The organism is Streptomyces albireticuli, assembly GCF_021228125.1.
Classification (GTDB): Bacteria; Actinomycetota; Actinomycetes; order Streptomycetales; family Streptomycetaceae; genus Streptomyces; species Streptomyces albireticuli.
In genome coordinates this window covers 1-14,848 of sequence record NZ_JAJQQS010000041.1, presented here as the reverse complement: position 1 = coordinate 14,848, position 14,848 = coordinate 1, and the positions used below count along the sequence as shown (strand labels likewise).

8 protein-coding genes and 8 pseudogenes are annotated in these 14,848 nt (G+C 60.1%); 11 read left to right on the top strand and 5 right to left on the bottom strand.

Features of this window, described 5'->3' with window-relative positions:
* Positions 1-392: 392 nt before the first annotated feature.
* Positions 393-1,847, top strand: a complete 1,455-nt coding sequence (locus tag LUZ64_RS35870) for an FAD-binding oxidoreductase (RefSeq protein ID WP_143592998.1) — start codon at positions 393-395, stop codon at positions 1,845-1,847.
* 336 nt (positions 1,848-2,183) lie between these two features.
* Here the strand turns inward: LUZ64_RS35870 and LUZ64_RS35865 are convergent.
* Together LUZ64_RS35865 and LUZ64_RS35860 are read right to left on the bottom strand one after the other, a co-directional pair.
* A pseudogene (locus tag LUZ64_RS35865) lies at positions 2,184-3,053 on the bottom strand (IS5 family transposase).
* Between the two features lie 246 nt (positions 3,054-3,299).
* Positions 3,300-4,119, bottom strand: a pseudogene (locus LUZ64_RS35860) (IS5 family transposase).
* Between the two features lie 132 nt (positions 4,120-4,251).
* On the opposite strand from LUZ64_RS35860, the gene LUZ64_RS35855 reads away from it, so the two are divergent.
* The 5 genes and pseudogenes from LUZ64_RS35855 (at position 4,252) to LUZ64_RS35840 (ending at position 9,007) form a co-directional block, all read left to right on the top strand.
* A protein-coding gene (locus LUZ64_RS35855) for an IS5 family transposase (RefSeq protein ID WP_372472103.1) occupies positions 4,252-5,065 on the top strand; the annotation gives its coding sequence in 2 pieces (ribosomal slippage) (positions 4,252-4,593 and positions 4,595-5,065; 813 coding nt in all).
* Positions 5,066-5,299: 234 nt separating this feature from the next.
* A pseudogene (locus LUZ64_RS37950) lies at positions 5,300-5,548 on the top strand (hypothetical protein); the annotation flags it as partial.
* 277 nt (positions 5,549-5,825) lie between these two features.
* A complete protein-coding gene (locus tag LUZ64_RS35850; RefSeq protein WP_095578592.1) occupies positions 5,826-6,890 on the top strand; it encodes an HBL/NHE enterotoxin family protein in 1,065 nt (354 codons plus the stop codon).
* 7 nt (positions 6,891-6,897) lie between these two features.
* Entirely contained in the window at positions 6,898-7,797 is a 900-nt protein-coding gene (locus LUZ64_RS35845; protein WP_095578593.1) for an HBL/NHE enterotoxin family protein, read from the top strand.
* 13 nt (positions 7,798-7,810) lie between these two features.
* The gene (locus tag LUZ64_RS35840; protein ID WP_095578594.1) at positions 7,811-9,007 is read left to right on the top strand and encodes an HBL/NHE enterotoxin family protein; all 1,197 of its coding nucleotides are present in this window, start codon (positions 7,811-7,813) and stop codon (positions 9,005-9,007) included.
* Positions 9,008-9,414: 407 nt separating this feature from the next.
* On the opposite strand, the pseudogene LUZ64_RS35835 reads toward LUZ64_RS35840, so the two are convergent.
* Positions 9,415-10,163 (bottom strand): annotated as a pseudogene (locus LUZ64_RS35835) (transposase family protein).
* Between the two features lie 232 nt (positions 10,164-10,395).
* Between LUZ64_RS35835 and LUZ64_RS37945 the strand changes: the two are divergent.
* The 5 genes and pseudogenes from LUZ64_RS37945 to LUZ64_RS35815 form a co-directional block, all read left to right on the top strand.
* Positions 10,396-11,209 (top strand): annotated as a pseudogene (locus LUZ64_RS37945) (transposase); the annotation flags it as partial.
* A 592-nt stretch (positions 11,210-11,801) separates the two neighbouring features.
* Positions 11,802-12,023 (top strand): annotated as a pseudogene (locus LUZ64_RS35825) (transposase family protein); the annotation flags it as partial.
* A 574-nt stretch (positions 12,024-12,597) separates the two neighbouring features.
* Positions 12,598-12,846: pseudogene (locus LUZ64_RS35820) on the top strand (IS110 family transposase); the annotation flags it as partial.
* A 79-nt stretch (positions 12,847-12,925) separates the two neighbouring features.
* Positions 12,926-13,057: a hypothetical protein gene (locus LUZ64_RS37410; RefSeq protein WP_267897151.1), complete on the top strand. Its 132-nt coding sequence runs from the start codon at positions 12,926-12,928 to the stop codon at positions 13,055-13,057.
* The gene (locus LUZ64_RS35815; RefSeq protein WP_232390629.1) at positions 13,054-14,235 is read left to right on the top strand and encodes a methyltransferase domain-containing protein; all 1,182 of its coding nucleotides are present in this window, start codon (positions 13,054-13,056) and stop codon (positions 14,233-14,235) included. The genes LUZ64_RS37410 and LUZ64_RS35815 overlap by 4 nt, the downstream gene beginning before the upstream one ends.
* Positions 14,236-14,397: 162 nt before the next feature.
* Here the strand turns inward: LUZ64_RS35815 and LUZ64_RS35810 are convergent, their stop codons facing one another.
* Complete coding sequence (locus tag LUZ64_RS35810) at positions 14,398-14,643, bottom strand: hypothetical protein (protein WP_338120244.1); 246 nt, start codon at positions 14,641-14,643, stop codon at positions 14,398-14,400.
* 118 nt (positions 14,644-14,761) lie between these two features.
* Positions 14,762-14,848 (bottom strand): annotated as a pseudogene (locus LUZ64_RS35805) (IS5/IS1182 family transposase); the annotation flags it as partial.

Sequence of the window (14,848 nt, the reverse complement as noted above, 5' to 3'; positions counted from 1 at the left end):
CCAGCCGCTGGAACTGCCGCGGGCGCAGCCCGGTGAACACTTCGACGAACTCACGACGCTGAGCGGACACCACCTGCACGACCAGACCAACGCAGGCCGACCAACAGGGTTACGAGAAGATCTTTAGCGCGATGACAGCCCCCTTCTTTGGAGTTCTGAAGAAGGAGCACGTATCACACGTAAAGTACTTGATTCGCGAGGCGGTGCGGTAGAACATCACCCGCTATATCGATTCCTGGTACAACCGCGAACGTTTCCAATTGGTCATCGGATACGGCTCTCCACAGGATCTCTACATCGAGCATCAGAGATGGCGTATCGCCAAATAAAATCCACTTACGGCAATGTCAATCTTCCTGGCTGCAATCAAAGACTAACCAAAGGATGCTCACGTGCCCAACTGGGATGACCTTAAAAAGATTGTTCCTACGCTTATGCAACAGTCTGATAAAGGGTTTAGTAAGTATGCCCCTCCCTCCAATGCTGCCTATTCTAGTGATCTTATTTTTCCGGGGGCGATCGCATTTCCGGAGGATGAAGAGAACGTCAGCAGAATAATTGACTGGGCGAAGCCGCAAGGTATTCCAGTCGTACTTAGGTGTGGTGGCCACAATTATGCAGGGTACTCCGCCGGGAGAGGCGCCGGTAGCCTTATGATCCATCTTGGAGGATTTAAGAAGGTGCAGCTAAACGTTGCCGACGGCAAGGTAACTATCGGGGCGGGTTGCTTGAATGGAGAGATTCTTAGTGCCCTTAAGGGGAAAGGGCCTAGCCCAGAAGTGAGTTTAGCCATCCCTTCCGGACGTTGCCCAACAGTGGGGATTAGTGGCTATGTATTAGGGGGTGGTATCGGTTTCCACACTCGACGATTCGGAATGGGTGTGGACTCCTTGGTAGGAACTAAAATTGTGACTGCAGATGGGAAGCTCCTGAATTGCAATAAAAGCGAGAATAGCGACCTGTTCTGGGCTTGTAGGGGAGGGGGCGGGGGGAACTTTGGAGTGAACACTGAGTTTACCTTTAAGGTGAATCCAGTCGAACCAGTTGTGCTTTACAGGCTGGAATGGAAAAGCCCGAAAGGGGAAGGGGCGAGTGCCATCCTTCAGGATATATTCTCGCTTATATCAGATTCTGAGGGAGATTTAAAACGCAACCTTTCGGCTCAATTTGGAATCAGGGCTTCGGTCGGCGATGATGGGAATCGATCTGCCAATATAGTCGTTTACATGGAAGGGTGGAGTTATGATGGTGATGAGGTAAAGTTGGCAGAGATCCTAAATAGAGTAACCCAAAAAAATCCTCCCTTGAAAAAGAAAATTGAAAAGAAGATTTTAACTGCTGCGGCAGAAGAGTTTGGAGGAGGTGGTGAGCATGGAGGACCCAATCTGACCATTCCATATCGCACTACATCAGTGGTAGCTACGGAACCAATGAGACCTGACACATCGGCTGCTGTGGTAAACCATATTACAGATTGGGCAAGGGGTAAGTCACCGGGTGAAGCTGCAGCAATCTCATTCTTTGCAATGGGCGGCAAGGATCAGGAACCGGGGGAAGATACTGCGTTTGCACACAGAAACGCGTACTTCACGTTGTCAGGAACTGCTTATTGGTCGATTACGGATACAGAAGATGTGAAGAATTATAGCCAGTCTTGGGTTGATGCTGTTCGCGATTCTCTAAGTTTGCGACTGGGGAAAGGTGCATTTGTTAATTTCCCTGACCCGAATCTTAAGGGATGGGAAAAGTCTTATTATGGTGAAGGTTATGACAGGCTTAGGGAAATTAAAAATCGATATGACCCGAGTAATTTTTTTCGATACGAGCAAAGTATTAAACCGATGTAATATCGTTTCAGGCGCCAGGAGGCGGTCATGTAAGGGGGGCGAAGAGCGTCCGGCGTCGCCCACAGCACTGCGGGCCGACCGGTCACGTCGAGAACTGCCAGGGCAGGCCAATGCTGACGTATGTGGCGAATGTGCCTCCCCTCGTAGTCTGGAGATGTCCGCTATGGGGAAGTTCGATGCCAGAGATAAGCAAGGGTACGACGCGTTCCGCGCAGGGCCGCAGTCAGCCTCTGGGCGCGGCGGGCGAGCAGGGCGACGACGGAGCGGATGTAGGCGTGCGCGGTGCCTACGCTGATCCGGCTGAGTCGCGGTGAGAGGTCGTTTTCTCCCAGTGTTTCATCCCGGATTTTGCGGTTGGTGCGGCTTTGTGGGGTCGCGCCAAGAGATGGTGTTCTCGTCGGTGAGGCGGCGGGCCATGAGGTCGGTCATGGCGAGGTGGATCATGGCTTCGGAGCGGGCGGGCAGATCCTCGTAGTCGCGGGCCAGACGGCGGTGGAGCATGAGCCACCCGTACGTTCGCTCCACCGTCCAGCGTTTTGGAATCGGAGTGAATCCCCTGGTCCCGGGCGTGCGTTAGGTGATTTCCATGTCGATGCCGAGGGTGGCAGCGTGTTCGACGAAGTGTTTGCGGTAGCCGCCGTCGACCCAGGTCTTGCAGATCGTGGGGTGGTCGGCGGCGACCTGGTCGAGCATTCGGGTGCCGGCCACGGAGTCCTGGACGCTGGCTGCGGTGACCAGCACGGCGAGGAGGGGGCCGAGCGTGTCAGTGGTGATGCTGCGTTTGCGGCCTACGATCTTTTTGCCGGCGTCCGTGCCCTGGCTCGTGGCGGGGACGCTGATGGCGGTCTTGACGCTCTGGGCGTCGATCACGCAGGATGACGGCTCGGCATTCCGTCCCTCCTTCTGCCGTACCAGTTCCCTGAGCAGGCTGTTGAGCTGGGCGAACACGCCGTCCTTCTGCCACTTCGCGAAGTAGCCGTAGACCGTCTCCCAGGGCGGGAAGTCATGCGGCAGGTAGAGCCACTGCACTCCGGTGCGGTCGATGTACAAGATCGCGTTTATGATCTCGCGCAGGTCGTGTTCGGGGGGACGCCCGATGTCCAGGGCATGCTGTCGGCGCTCGGCCCGCCAGGCCGTCAGGACCGGTTCGATCAATTCCCAGCGGGCATCGGACAGATCACTCGGATACGAACGACGCTCGGCCATGACCCGGGCGTACCGTCGGCCGACGTCGACGTCCAGGAGCGCGGACATGGGGGTGGGAGCGCGGCTCTCGCCAGCGCGCCGGGCATGTTGGGATGAGACAGGCGCAAGCCCCAACCCGCCCCGTCTGCCACACCATCCGACCCTCAAGCCTCACCCACACTGACAGCCTCACCAGTACCACATCCCCGGATTGAATAAATCAGGAGATAGCAACACAGTACAGGTGAAAACGACCTCTAAGAGCTTCTAACGCAACGTGGTTTGCAGGCGTCGCCAGCAGATCAGCGCGCAGGCGAGCTTCAGGAATGCCTCGTGGATCTCGTCCCGGGCTTCCCATCGGATGCGCAGGCGGCGGAACCAGTGCAGCAGGGCGATCGTCTGTTCCACAACCCATCGCTTGGTTCCCAGCCCTGAGCCGTGGTCGGTGCCGCGCCGGGCGATGACGGGCTTGATGCCCTTCGCCCAGACCTGGCGGCGATAGCAGTCGTGGTCGTAACCGCGGTCGGCGTAGACCTCTCTTCGGCCGCCTGCGGGGCCGACCGCGTTTGCCACGGATGGGCGGGATCGCCGCCAGCGGCGGCATGAGCTGGATGACGTCGTTGCGGTTGCCGCCGGTCAGCAAGGGGATGCCGGTGGCATCGCAGATCACATGATGCTTGGAGCCCGGCCGACCCCGGTCGACCGGGCTCCGTCCGGTTTTGGGCCGCCCTTGAGCGCCCGGACATGGGAGCTGTCGATCACCGCCCGCGACAGATCCAGACGGCCGGCGGCCCGCAGCTCATCCAGCAGCACCTCGTGCAGCCGCTGCCACACCCCGGCGTTGTTCCAGTCCCGCAGCCTGCGCCAGCAGCTCATCCCCGAACCGAACCCGAGCTCCTGGGGCAGCCATTCCCACTGGATGCCGGTGTAGAGGACGGAACAGGATGCCGCACAGCACCCTGCGGTCCTCCAGCACCCTCTTCCGACCCGACCGCTGCCGATCACCTGCTGGCGACGGCAGCAGCGGCTCAATTCTCGACCACAACTCATCCTCAACCAGCCACGGTTGAGGATTCCGCTTGCCCATACCCAAGCAACCGATGCACCCGTCCACAGTACACGGCTACCAGCGTCGCGTTAGGAGCTTTAACTGATCGTTTCAGAATGAGATCGGTGTGGTGGCTTGGCGGTTGGGTGTGGTGTGGGCGGGATCTGTCGGGTGTCTGCTGATCTTGTGCCCGATGACCTGTGGGAACGTATAGCCTCGCTGCTGCCGGCCCGGCCGCCCAGGAGGCATCGGTATCCCGGCCGGTTGCCGGCAGATGACCGGGCTGCTCTGCGGGGCATCGTTTACGTGCTGCGCAAGGGCGTGAGCTGGAGAGACGTTCCCACCGAACAGATCGGCTGCAGCGGGGTGACGGCCTGGCGGCGCCTGCGGGACTGGACCGAGGCCGGAGTGTGGTGGCCCCGTCTGCACGAGGTTCTTCTGGCGGAACTGCGGAAAGAAGGCCTGCTGGAGATGGACGACGCTGCGATCGACGCCTCGCATGTCCGGGCGCTCAAAGGGGGGGGCTCACGCCGGACCTTCGCCGGTTGACCGTGCCCGGCCCGGCAGCAAGCACCACCTCATCACCGACCGCCACGGCACCCCGCTCGCCGTCACCCTGACCAGCGGAAACCGTCACGACGTCACTCAGCTCATGCCGCTGTTGGACGCCGTCCCACCGGTCCGTGGGTTACGAGGCCGGCCCTGCGGCCGACCCTGTCGGGTGTTCGCCGACCGCGGCTACGACTTCGACAAGTACCGGCGGCTCATCCGGGCTCGCGGGATCACACCCAAGATCGCCCGCCGCGGCAACCCCCACGGCTCCGGCCTGGGCAAGACCCGCTGGGTCGCCGAACGCACCTTTGCCTGGCTGCATCAGTTCAAACGACTCCGCATCCGCTACGAGGTACGCGCCGACCTGCACCTCGCCCTGCTCCAACTCGCCTGCAGCCTCATCTGTTTGAGACGACTCCGAACCTCATTCTGAAACGATCAATAACAGCTCGACCGCCCTCACACGATGCGCCTCCGCCAACTGCGGCCGCGACAAAGGAGGAACAGAGCACTCAGAGACCACACGCGAAAGCTGATATGACACCCCAACAGTCTCCCACCAAGAAGCCCCGTCACACCCACTGAACTTACGAAAAGATCAGTAAGGCCGACACCCACGTCTGGCGGGACTGAGACCTAGCCTCTCAGCGCCGTGCTTGGTGAGCCTTACCTCGGTACCGGGCTCATCGCCCCGCACCGTAGACGCCAGAGAGGGGCGTCTCCTACCGGGTGAGGAGGCAGACAGTGCCGAACACCGCAAGGCCCGCGCCCGCGTGGAGCATGCCTTCGAGAAATGAGGAACTACAAGATTATCTGCGGTTGCCGGCAACGCGGTGATGGCCTCCACCACGCGGTCCGAGTCGTTGCTCACATGCACAATCTCGCCCCTGGCCAGAATGACCGTAACCAGTCCTGACCAGCCAGGTAACAGCCTTCGTACACGTTTTAGCGTGATGCGGAAGGTAGGCGCTGAGGCTAGTTGGGACGCGGTTGCGTGTCGGCAGATGACGGCTTGGCTGTAATCGGTCAGCGATCACAGCCTCTAATGCCGATATACTACGCGGCGAACAACGTGGGATCATTAACGTAGAAATAGTATTCATTAATTTTCCTTACTGGAAATTAAATATAACTCGACTAAGTCACCGTGAATCGCCCGCAAGGGGGATTTGGTACAACCGAGAGAAGGAAACATGTATATCGCGTTCGACACTTCACCGTTTCACAGCAGTGGAGAATTAAAGAAGCACGCTCAAGATACCGCTGCAGCCCGTGCCGCCGTTGACGCTTACGCAACAGCCATGCGAGAACAGAGCCCCATTAAGTTGGATTTACTGCCAAATCTCCCGACTCATCTGGAGAATGCAAAAGAGCATGCCAAATCATGGACCGAAAAAGTTGCACCTGAAATCATACAAGTAAATACCGACTTAATCTCCTTCTGTAATCTCTTTAAGAGCTTCTATAAGACCCTGTACGACCTTGCAAAAGACATAAATGCCGAGGGAAATCTCGAAAAATTCAACAGCGGCATTACGGAACTGTCCGAAGAGGTTACCAAGAGGGGAGAAAGTGCAAAAAAAGCCACTAAGTCCATAAATGGGCTATACTCAAATGTTGCAACCGACAAGGGAAAACTTACTAAGGATATCAATGATGAGGAAGCGAAGTATCAAGGGGAACAAGGTAAACTGGCTGAGATTAAGAAACTGGAGAGCTCGCTGCGTGACCGAATACATAAAGATGTTTTGATAATGGCGGGTGGGGCTACAGTTGATGTTGTGGGCGTCCTTTGTATCGCAGTCGGTGTGTTAGCAGAGATCCCGTCCGGCGGCACCTCCACAGCTGTGATTGTTGCAGGGGTAGCTCTGGTGACTGGTGGAACAGCGGCTATGATTGCTGCGGGCGTCGACATGGATAAAGCAAATAAAGACTTGGCTAATCAGATAGCTGAGTATGCCAAAATTAGCAAGGAGATAGCTGCCCTTAAAAGCGTTAATACACAATGGGAACACCTTGTAGCAGCATGTACTGACGCCCTTGGATCTCTGAATAAAATGTCGACAACCTGGGAAGTCCTTGGCACGCAATTTAAGGCAGTTAAAGATGAAATAAAAGAGGTGGAAGAGAAGGAGCGTTCGATGTTTCTTACCAATCACCTTGAGGCGGCAAAGAAAGACTGGGATGATCTGGATAAGACGGCAAAGGCGATTCAAAAACAGCTCACGAATCTCCCCGTAAGAAAAGGTAAGAGCTGACACGAAGATGAATTCTTCACAAGCTGTTATTGCAACTATTGACCAAACAGTAAGTTCTGCACTTTTGGTAAATGTCCCGGAATTCTCGAAACGTAAAGAATTCAAGAAACATACGGACACGGCGCGACAGCATATGGTGACGTGGCGCGACAAGACAAAACCGATGACCGTCGAGAGCCTAAAAGGAATCCAGGAGTACGCAAAAACGTATCTTGAGGTAGTTAGTCCGGATCTTAAGAAGAGACTGCCTAAACTCCAGTCTGGAAACAAGGAGGAATTTAAAAGATACAAGAGCGATCTGGAAATATTATGGAAAACCTTTAAAACTCACGAAGAGCATCTCAAGGACGCGTCAAATGGCATACTAACGCTGTTTAATAACCTATCAAATGATAGCGCTGTGTTCACGACTGACTTAGAAGTGGCTAAGGGGGATATAGCGACAGAGAAGATTAAAGAGCAGCACATAAAAGATTCAATTCAATCTTTTAAGGACGAGATATCCAGAGCTCGAAAGTGGGAGCTTATCGGGCTTGTCTTCGGACCTTTGGGATATGGAATAGCCAGAATATGGGGGGATAACATCGCAAATATTCAAGGCCTGGAGAAGAAAATATCGGAATTAGAGAGTAACTTAGAGAAAGAACACCAGGAAGCTGTTGTTCTGACTTCTTTGTTAGGCCGACTCTCCATTCTAGCAAATACATTCTCCTTCTTGGGTACTGCCATGAACGCTCTTAGCAATGGAATGTCTGCTAACCGCAGTGAAGTAAAATCGGTGATGGATTCTCTAGTAGAAGCAGAAAAAAATCCATCAGAATTCACAGGAGCTCGATTGGATGCCGTTTCGTCAAACTGCAAGTCATTATTGAGTGAGCTCAGCACTGTGATGGGTGAAGCAAAGTGATTGGACTTTTAATATGACAATGCATCCGCTTGCCCTACTTGACCAGGAAGGGTTTGGCGCTAAAGAGCCTCGAGAAATCTTCTCCGTGTGGCATTTACTTTCTGCTGCCAGTACTGTCGTTCAATCTCAAGCCCCTTTAGATCTCAGCCTGATACCTACACTCAAAGATAATCAGGCCCTAGCACGCGATCATTCGGGAAAATGGCGCGACACATATCAGCAGCAGTTGATGCAGCCCCTTACCGATATCAAGAGCTACTCTAATTCTGTCGCAGCATTCTTGCCGCAGCTGGATCAATTGGCGGCGGATATAAAGAAGGGGGACAAGAGCGCTCGCAAGAAGTTTGATGAAGCGCTTGGTGAACTTTCTAAAGGCGTGGAGACGCGCGAAAAATCACTAAAAAATTCCATTGACAGGGTAAATGATTTCAAGAATCTAGTTGATGATGATAACACGAGGTTTGAATCTAGCGCCGAAGAAATGTCGAAAAAGTACACCGGCGACAAAGGAGAAATTGAAAAAATCCGAGTTAAGTTATCTGGGCTTGAGGAGACGCTTAAGGGGCTAAATGAAGAGATCTCTAAAGGGCTTACAGATGCAATTCCTGCCGCAATCGTTACAGGCGTCGAGATTGCCTTGGCCTTTGAGGGACTGCCGGAAGGGAAAGCGGTAATAGATGCAGTCTTAGGATTCACTAAAGATGCGAAGGCGGCTGACCTAAGTGCGATGTGGAAGGATGCCAAGGAGCTTTATGGCAAAGCCATGGAAATCAAGGAGGTTGGTGATAAGGTAAAAAAGGCTGTGGAGCAGCCGGGTGTCGGAGAAAGCATCCTTGATGTGCTTAAGCGAGCTGAAGCGACAAGAAAAAAGGCCAAGGATGCCATAGGTGAATATGGCAGTGCGCTCACCGCCCTAAAGGGACTGCAACTACAGGTGGGTGTATTTACTACTCTCCAGTCTAATGTGACGCTACTTTCTCACCGAATCGAGAAATCGATGAACGTGTTAGAGGAGGTGAAGAGTCTCTGGCAGCGCGAAAGAGATCGCTTAAGGTCCATGGGCGTTACGGCGCAAGGCGACCCAATGAAACTGTCAGATGAAATATCGAATGCTGGGATGTACTGGATATTTACCGGACAAGCTTCGAGTCGCTTCCAGGGTATAATTGAACAACCCTTCCAGGTGAATGTTATGACACCTCTGCCGTGATTGCTATCTGGAAAATATCTCTACCCTAGTTGCAGAATTTGGGCAAGCGATCCGCCCGCAAGCTGAGAGGGAGTTATTTTTCGCTGACCAGGTCATCGGCCGTATCGGAGGCGAGAGGAGGCGCACACCCTGATCTTGTGCCGCAGTGGTAACTCGTTCTCGCCAACGCGATGTCCGGTCAGTACTAGGCTGAGCGTTTTCAGCGGTAGCGCTCCAGGGTGAGGATGGCTTTGGCGGCTGGCGTGAGCCAGTTGGGGCTGCAGCGGGCGTGGCGAAGGATGCGCTAGGTGTTCAGCTGCGCGATGCCGCGCTCGACGGGGTAGCGCGGTCGGGCGTGGGCCTTGTTCAGTAAGGATCTTCAGCGTTGCTGTTTCAGGGTGAGCACTGCGTGGGTCATTGATCCTCTTTCATTCTGGATAGTCGCAGGTCGGGAGGGTGTGGACGGCCTGCACGATGCGGCTGATGTGGTTGGTGGAGCATCGGGCCTGGCGGAGGGTGTGCCAGGACTTGAGCCGGGCGAAGGCGCGTTCGCCCGGCGCCCGGAGTCGCGCGTGGACGCGGTTGAACCGCTGGTAGTGGTCGGGGAGTTCGCGGTGTCTGTGGTAGGGGGTGCGGACGGTGGCGCCGGCACCGTGGTAGGCCCGGTCGGCCAGAATGAGGGTTTCCCTGGTGGGGCAGGCCTGGACGATGCCGTGGGCCCGGGCAGCGGTCAGATCATGCGTGCGCTCGGGCAGCGCGCGGGAGAACCACAGCGGTGTGCCGTCTGGGCGGGCGACGACCTGCACGTTCATGCCGTGCCGCTTGTGCTTTCTGCGAGTAGTACGGCTCGTCCGCCGCGATACGGTCGGTCGGGATCAGCGTGCCGTCAACGACGACGAAGCCCCCCTCACCCAGGCCCGCCAGAGCCTCGCGCAAGCCCGGGGCCCACGCGGCCAGGGCCTCAAGGGTCTCGTCCACGTACCTCCATGCGGTGGACTTCGACACGCCGAAACCGGCCCCGACCTGCGCGAACGTCTCGTTCTTCCGCAGATGTGCGAGTACCAGCAGGGCCTTCCTGAAACAACGCCAGCCTTCGCCACGGCGACTTCAGCTCACGCTGACGGGCATGGATCAGCCACGAGACATGCTCGACCAGCTCGTAAAGAACGTCGAGCATGGCAGGATACGGAACCAACAGAGCCCCTTGGCGCCGGTGTCGAGTGAGATCAACACCCCAACGACAAGGGGCTCTGCCATGTCACCAGCACCGCCTCTGACCTGCCCGTTCCACCCTCGCGGGACAGGATGAAAGAGGATCACTCCCCTGGGAATTCTCGGGACGCGAGGGCGGCCTCCGCTTGATCCTTTGCTCCGTCACAGAGGCGCGGGATCAGGCGGAGGCCGTTGCTATGAGTGTGGTGTGCTGCGATGTCCGGCGGGAAGCGTTCGCGGAAGCGTCACGCTTCCGGGGCGAGTTCTACGAGTGTCTGACCGCCCGGCGGGATGAGTTGTTCGAGCTGACCGACGCGCTGCTGTGCGTCGACGGGCCGGTCACCTCGCCGGTGGAGTTGACGCTGGTGCCCGAGCACCCACGTGGTCACGGCGCGTTGTACGGAGCTCTCAACCGTGGCCGGATCGACGTCGACAAGTTGCGGACCTTACTGGCCGGGCTGCCGTTGCCCCGGTTCGACGGTGGCCGCCTGGTGCTGGCGGTCGATGTGTCTCCATGGCTGCGGTCGGACGCGCCGTGCTCGGCGGACCGGTTGTTCTGCCATGTCTATGGGCGGGCCAAGTCCGCGTCGCAGTTCATCCCGGGCTGGCCCTACTCCTTCGTCGCGGTCCTGGAGCCCCGGGGCCACGTCATGGACCGGGATTATGGACGTGGTGCGGCTCGGGCCCGAGGACGATGCGACCGCGGTCACCGCCGCCCAGCTGAGGGCCATGGTCGAGCGGCTCATCGCGGCCGGCCAGTGGACGCCCGGCGACCCGGACATCACGATCGTCATGGACGCGGGTTACGACGTCACCCGCCTGGCCTGGGTCCTGCGGGATCTTCCCGTCGAACTGGTCGGCCGGATCCGCAGTGACCGGGTGATGCGGCTGCCGAAGCCCTCGCTCAAGGAGTATGCCCTGGCCTATCCCCAGGGTGGGCGACCGCCGAAGCACGGCAAGGAGTTCCGCTTCGCCAAACCCGAGACCTGGCCCGAGGCGGTGATCACCACGGCCACCGACACCACCAACTACGGCAAGGCCGAGGCTCAGGCGTGGGACCGGGTCCACCCGCGGCTGACCCACCGCTCGGCCTGGCTGGAGCACGACGGTGAACTCCCCATCGTCGAGGGCACCCTGATCCGGTTGAAGGTCGAGCACCTCGCCAAGGAGCGGGAGGCGCCGCCGGTCTGGCTGTGGTCCTCAAAGACCGGCGCCGCCCCGGCGGACGTGGACCGCTGGTGGCAGGGATTCTTGAGGAGATTCGACCTGGAGCACACCTTCAGGTTCGGAAAGCAGACGCTCGGTTGGACCACCCCGAAGCTGCGTACTCCCGAGGCCGCGGACCGATGGACCTGGCTCCTGGCCGCCGACCTCCGCCGCCCCTGGGAGCAACCGGCCAAGCCCGAACGCCTCACCCAGGCCCGGGTCCGCCGCGGGTTCAGAAACATCCGAGCCCACCTGCTCTGCCCGGCCCGTGTTCCCCAACCACGCGGCGCCGGTCCCGGACGACCGCCCGGGACCAAGAACCGCCATCCCGCACCCTGCCACGACGTCGGCAAGACCGTCAAACGCCCCGAGACCCTCAAGGCCATCGGTAGACCTGGCCGGCGCCACCGTCCGCACCCCCTACCACAGACACCGCGAACTCCCCGACCACTACCAGCGGTTCAACCGCGTCCACGCGCGACTCCGGGCGCCGGGCGAACGCGCCTTCGCCCGGCTCAAGTCCTGGCACACCCTCCGCCAGGCCCGATGCTCCACCAACCACATCAGCCGCATCGTGCAGGCCGTCCACACCCTCCCGACCTGCGACTATCCAGAATGAAAGAGGATCACTGACAGCAGGACAATGGTCATTTGCCTTCCTGGTATCGGTTCCTCCTGTGATTCACAGACGCCAACCCGCAGAACTGCCTTCACATCAAAGGAAACACCATCATAAGACCCGTGTACCCGGCCTGTAACAAGATCCCGGCGCAGCGCGGTAGGGGTGTGCCGGGCTACGGCAGGACCTCGGTGCCGCAGCTCTCCACGTGGCCGATCGCCCTGGACAAGTCCCGCCCATATACCAGCTGGGACGTCGGCATCGGGGCTGGCGGCAGGTCGGGAGGACGCCGGGCCTCAGCGGAACGGGCACAGCATCCGCGTCCGGAGCCGAGGAAGCACTCGCCTCCGGCGCCCAGCCCGGCACCACGGACACGGGCACGGCGCAGCGGCGGCCGGCAAGGGCGGCATCGCAGCCGGGGCCACGTCGCCTGGCACCGGCGGGAAGGGCTACCGCCTGCGGCCCGATCGTCGAAGAGGACGTGTATGCGGGCCGCGCGGTCTGCGTACAGGGTGTCCTCGAGCGCAACGACGGCCAGTGACGTCTTCAGGTCGTTCTTCTGGCGGGGCGTCTCATGGCCCGTGGCACCGGCTGCCGCGTCGCCCACTTGCCCGGTCTGACGATGCGGCGATCCGCCGACCTCTACCCGGGCGAGACAGACGCCCGCGCTGCGGCGATCATCGTGGACACCGCCCGCACCATGCCCCACACACTCCGCGGCCTCGCGCTGACAGCGAGGGCGGTCGCCGAGCTGGAAGTGATCGCCGGCTTCGACGACGACCTCGCAAGCGAAGCAATCCGCATCAGCAACCGGCTCCGCGGCCGGCAGCATGCGGACTTCCCCACCACACTGGTCCGCCCCTACTGTGGTATTCCTCGCGCGAGGGGATAGGGAGGGGCACATGGGCAAGCATGACAAGCAGGACGACAGTGGCAAGGGTGACAAGTTGCCGGGTCAGCCGTGGACGCCGCCGAAGGAGCCGCCCACTACGGACGGCGGCTCCCCCGACGGCGGTGGGAAGCACGGGAAGTGACCGCCACGAGCGGCTGGCGGGAGCTGGTCGCGCGCCTTGCCCCGGACGGCACGCTGACCGCCGGGTGGCGACCGGTGTTCGAGGCTCTGCCCCGAGCCGGTTTCCTGCCCGATGTCATCTGGCAGCACCACGTGCCCACCGGGAACGTGACAGCCGTGGACCGGACCCGGGACCCGCGGCGGTGGCAGGCCGCGGCCGATTCCGGCGATCCGCTGGTAACGCAGTGGGACGACGGCGAACACCACGGGCTCGCGCAGGGGCGGGTGGCATCGTCGTCGGCGTCCGCGCCGTCCGTCGTCGCCGCGATGCTCACTGACCTCGACGTGCACCCCGGGCAGCGGGTCCTGGAAGTCGGCACCGGCACGGGATGGAACGCCGGCCTCCTCGCCCGCCGGCTCGGCGCGGGGGCAGTGACCACGATCGAGGTGGACCAGGCCCTCGCCGACGCCGCCCGGACAGCCCTTGAGCGGCAGGGCCTGGGGGCCGTCACGGTGGTGTGCGGCGACGGCTTCCAAGGGCATGCGGCCAAGGCACCGTACGACCGGGTGATCGCCACCTGCGGCGTACGTACCGTCCCTGCCGCCTGGCTGGAGCAGTGCCGGCCGGGGGGCCGGATCGTGGTGCCGTGGGGTACCCGCTTCACCCGCACCGAGGCAACCGTCGCCCTCACCGTCGCCGGTGACGGGCGCAGCGCGAGCGGCCCGTTCACCTCCCTGGTGCAGTTCATGAGCCTGCGCGCTCAGCGCCAGGACCTCCCCGCGTACGCGGACTACGTGACCGACGAGTCCCGGGAGAAGGCCGAGCAGGGGACCACGGTGCTCACCCTGGGCGCGGCGCTCGCGGGTGAGTGGGACATCTCCCGGTTCGTCCTCGGACTCCTCGTCCCCGACTGCGTGGTCGTCTTCGACGCACGGCAGGAGGGCCGGCAGCCGGTGTGGCTGTGCGGCCTCGGTGAGGACCGGTCCTGGGCGTGCGTCCTGTTCCGCGAGGACGGGAAACCGTCCACGGTGTACCAGTACGGCAGCCGCCGGCTGTGGGACGAGACCGAGACCGCACACGCCTGGTGGCACGAACAGGACCGACCCGGCCTCGGACGCCTCGGCCTGACCGTCGACGACCACGGACAACACATCTGGGTGGACACCCCGGACCACGCAGCCCTCTCGAACCCGGCCTGACCACACACCCGTGCGAAGCGGGCGAACTCGGCTTCGCAGATGACATGACGTCATCTCCACTGCGGTATACCGTCTGCTGCTGCTCGGCCTGACCGCTACTGAGTTTGTGGGTGTCGTGAGGGTGAGGCCGGTCCCGGCGGGAAGAGTGTGCGTGCTTGGCCTCTACGTGCGCCTCCTCGTACCAAGGCGGCGGGTTCTTTCGGAACTTGCGATGTGGCGGGGTGACGACCTGGCCCCCGGTCTGGGCGCCGAGTCCCTGGTGCCGACGTCGGCCAGGACCCCCACCCAGGGTCCGGTGCCGAGGAGGTCGATGATCCCCGATTCGCCGGCCTGGCTGGTGTCCGGGCAGCTGCCGGGCCGGGTCTCGCCGCAGAACAGCAGCCTGCCGACGGTATCGGTGAGGACCATGGTCTTCACGGCGTTCTCCTTGCTCTTACCCGAGCTGAAGCGGTCCCGGCCGGCAGTTCCCTAAGGGCTGTCCTGTTGTTGGTTCAGGGGATGCAGGTTGGCTGGTTCGTTTCCTCTGTCATCCGGTCAGGGTGGGGTTGTGGGGGCGGGCGATGCCGGGTATGGCGTGGTGGACGCCGTCGCCTTTGAGGCGGCAGTCGCGGAG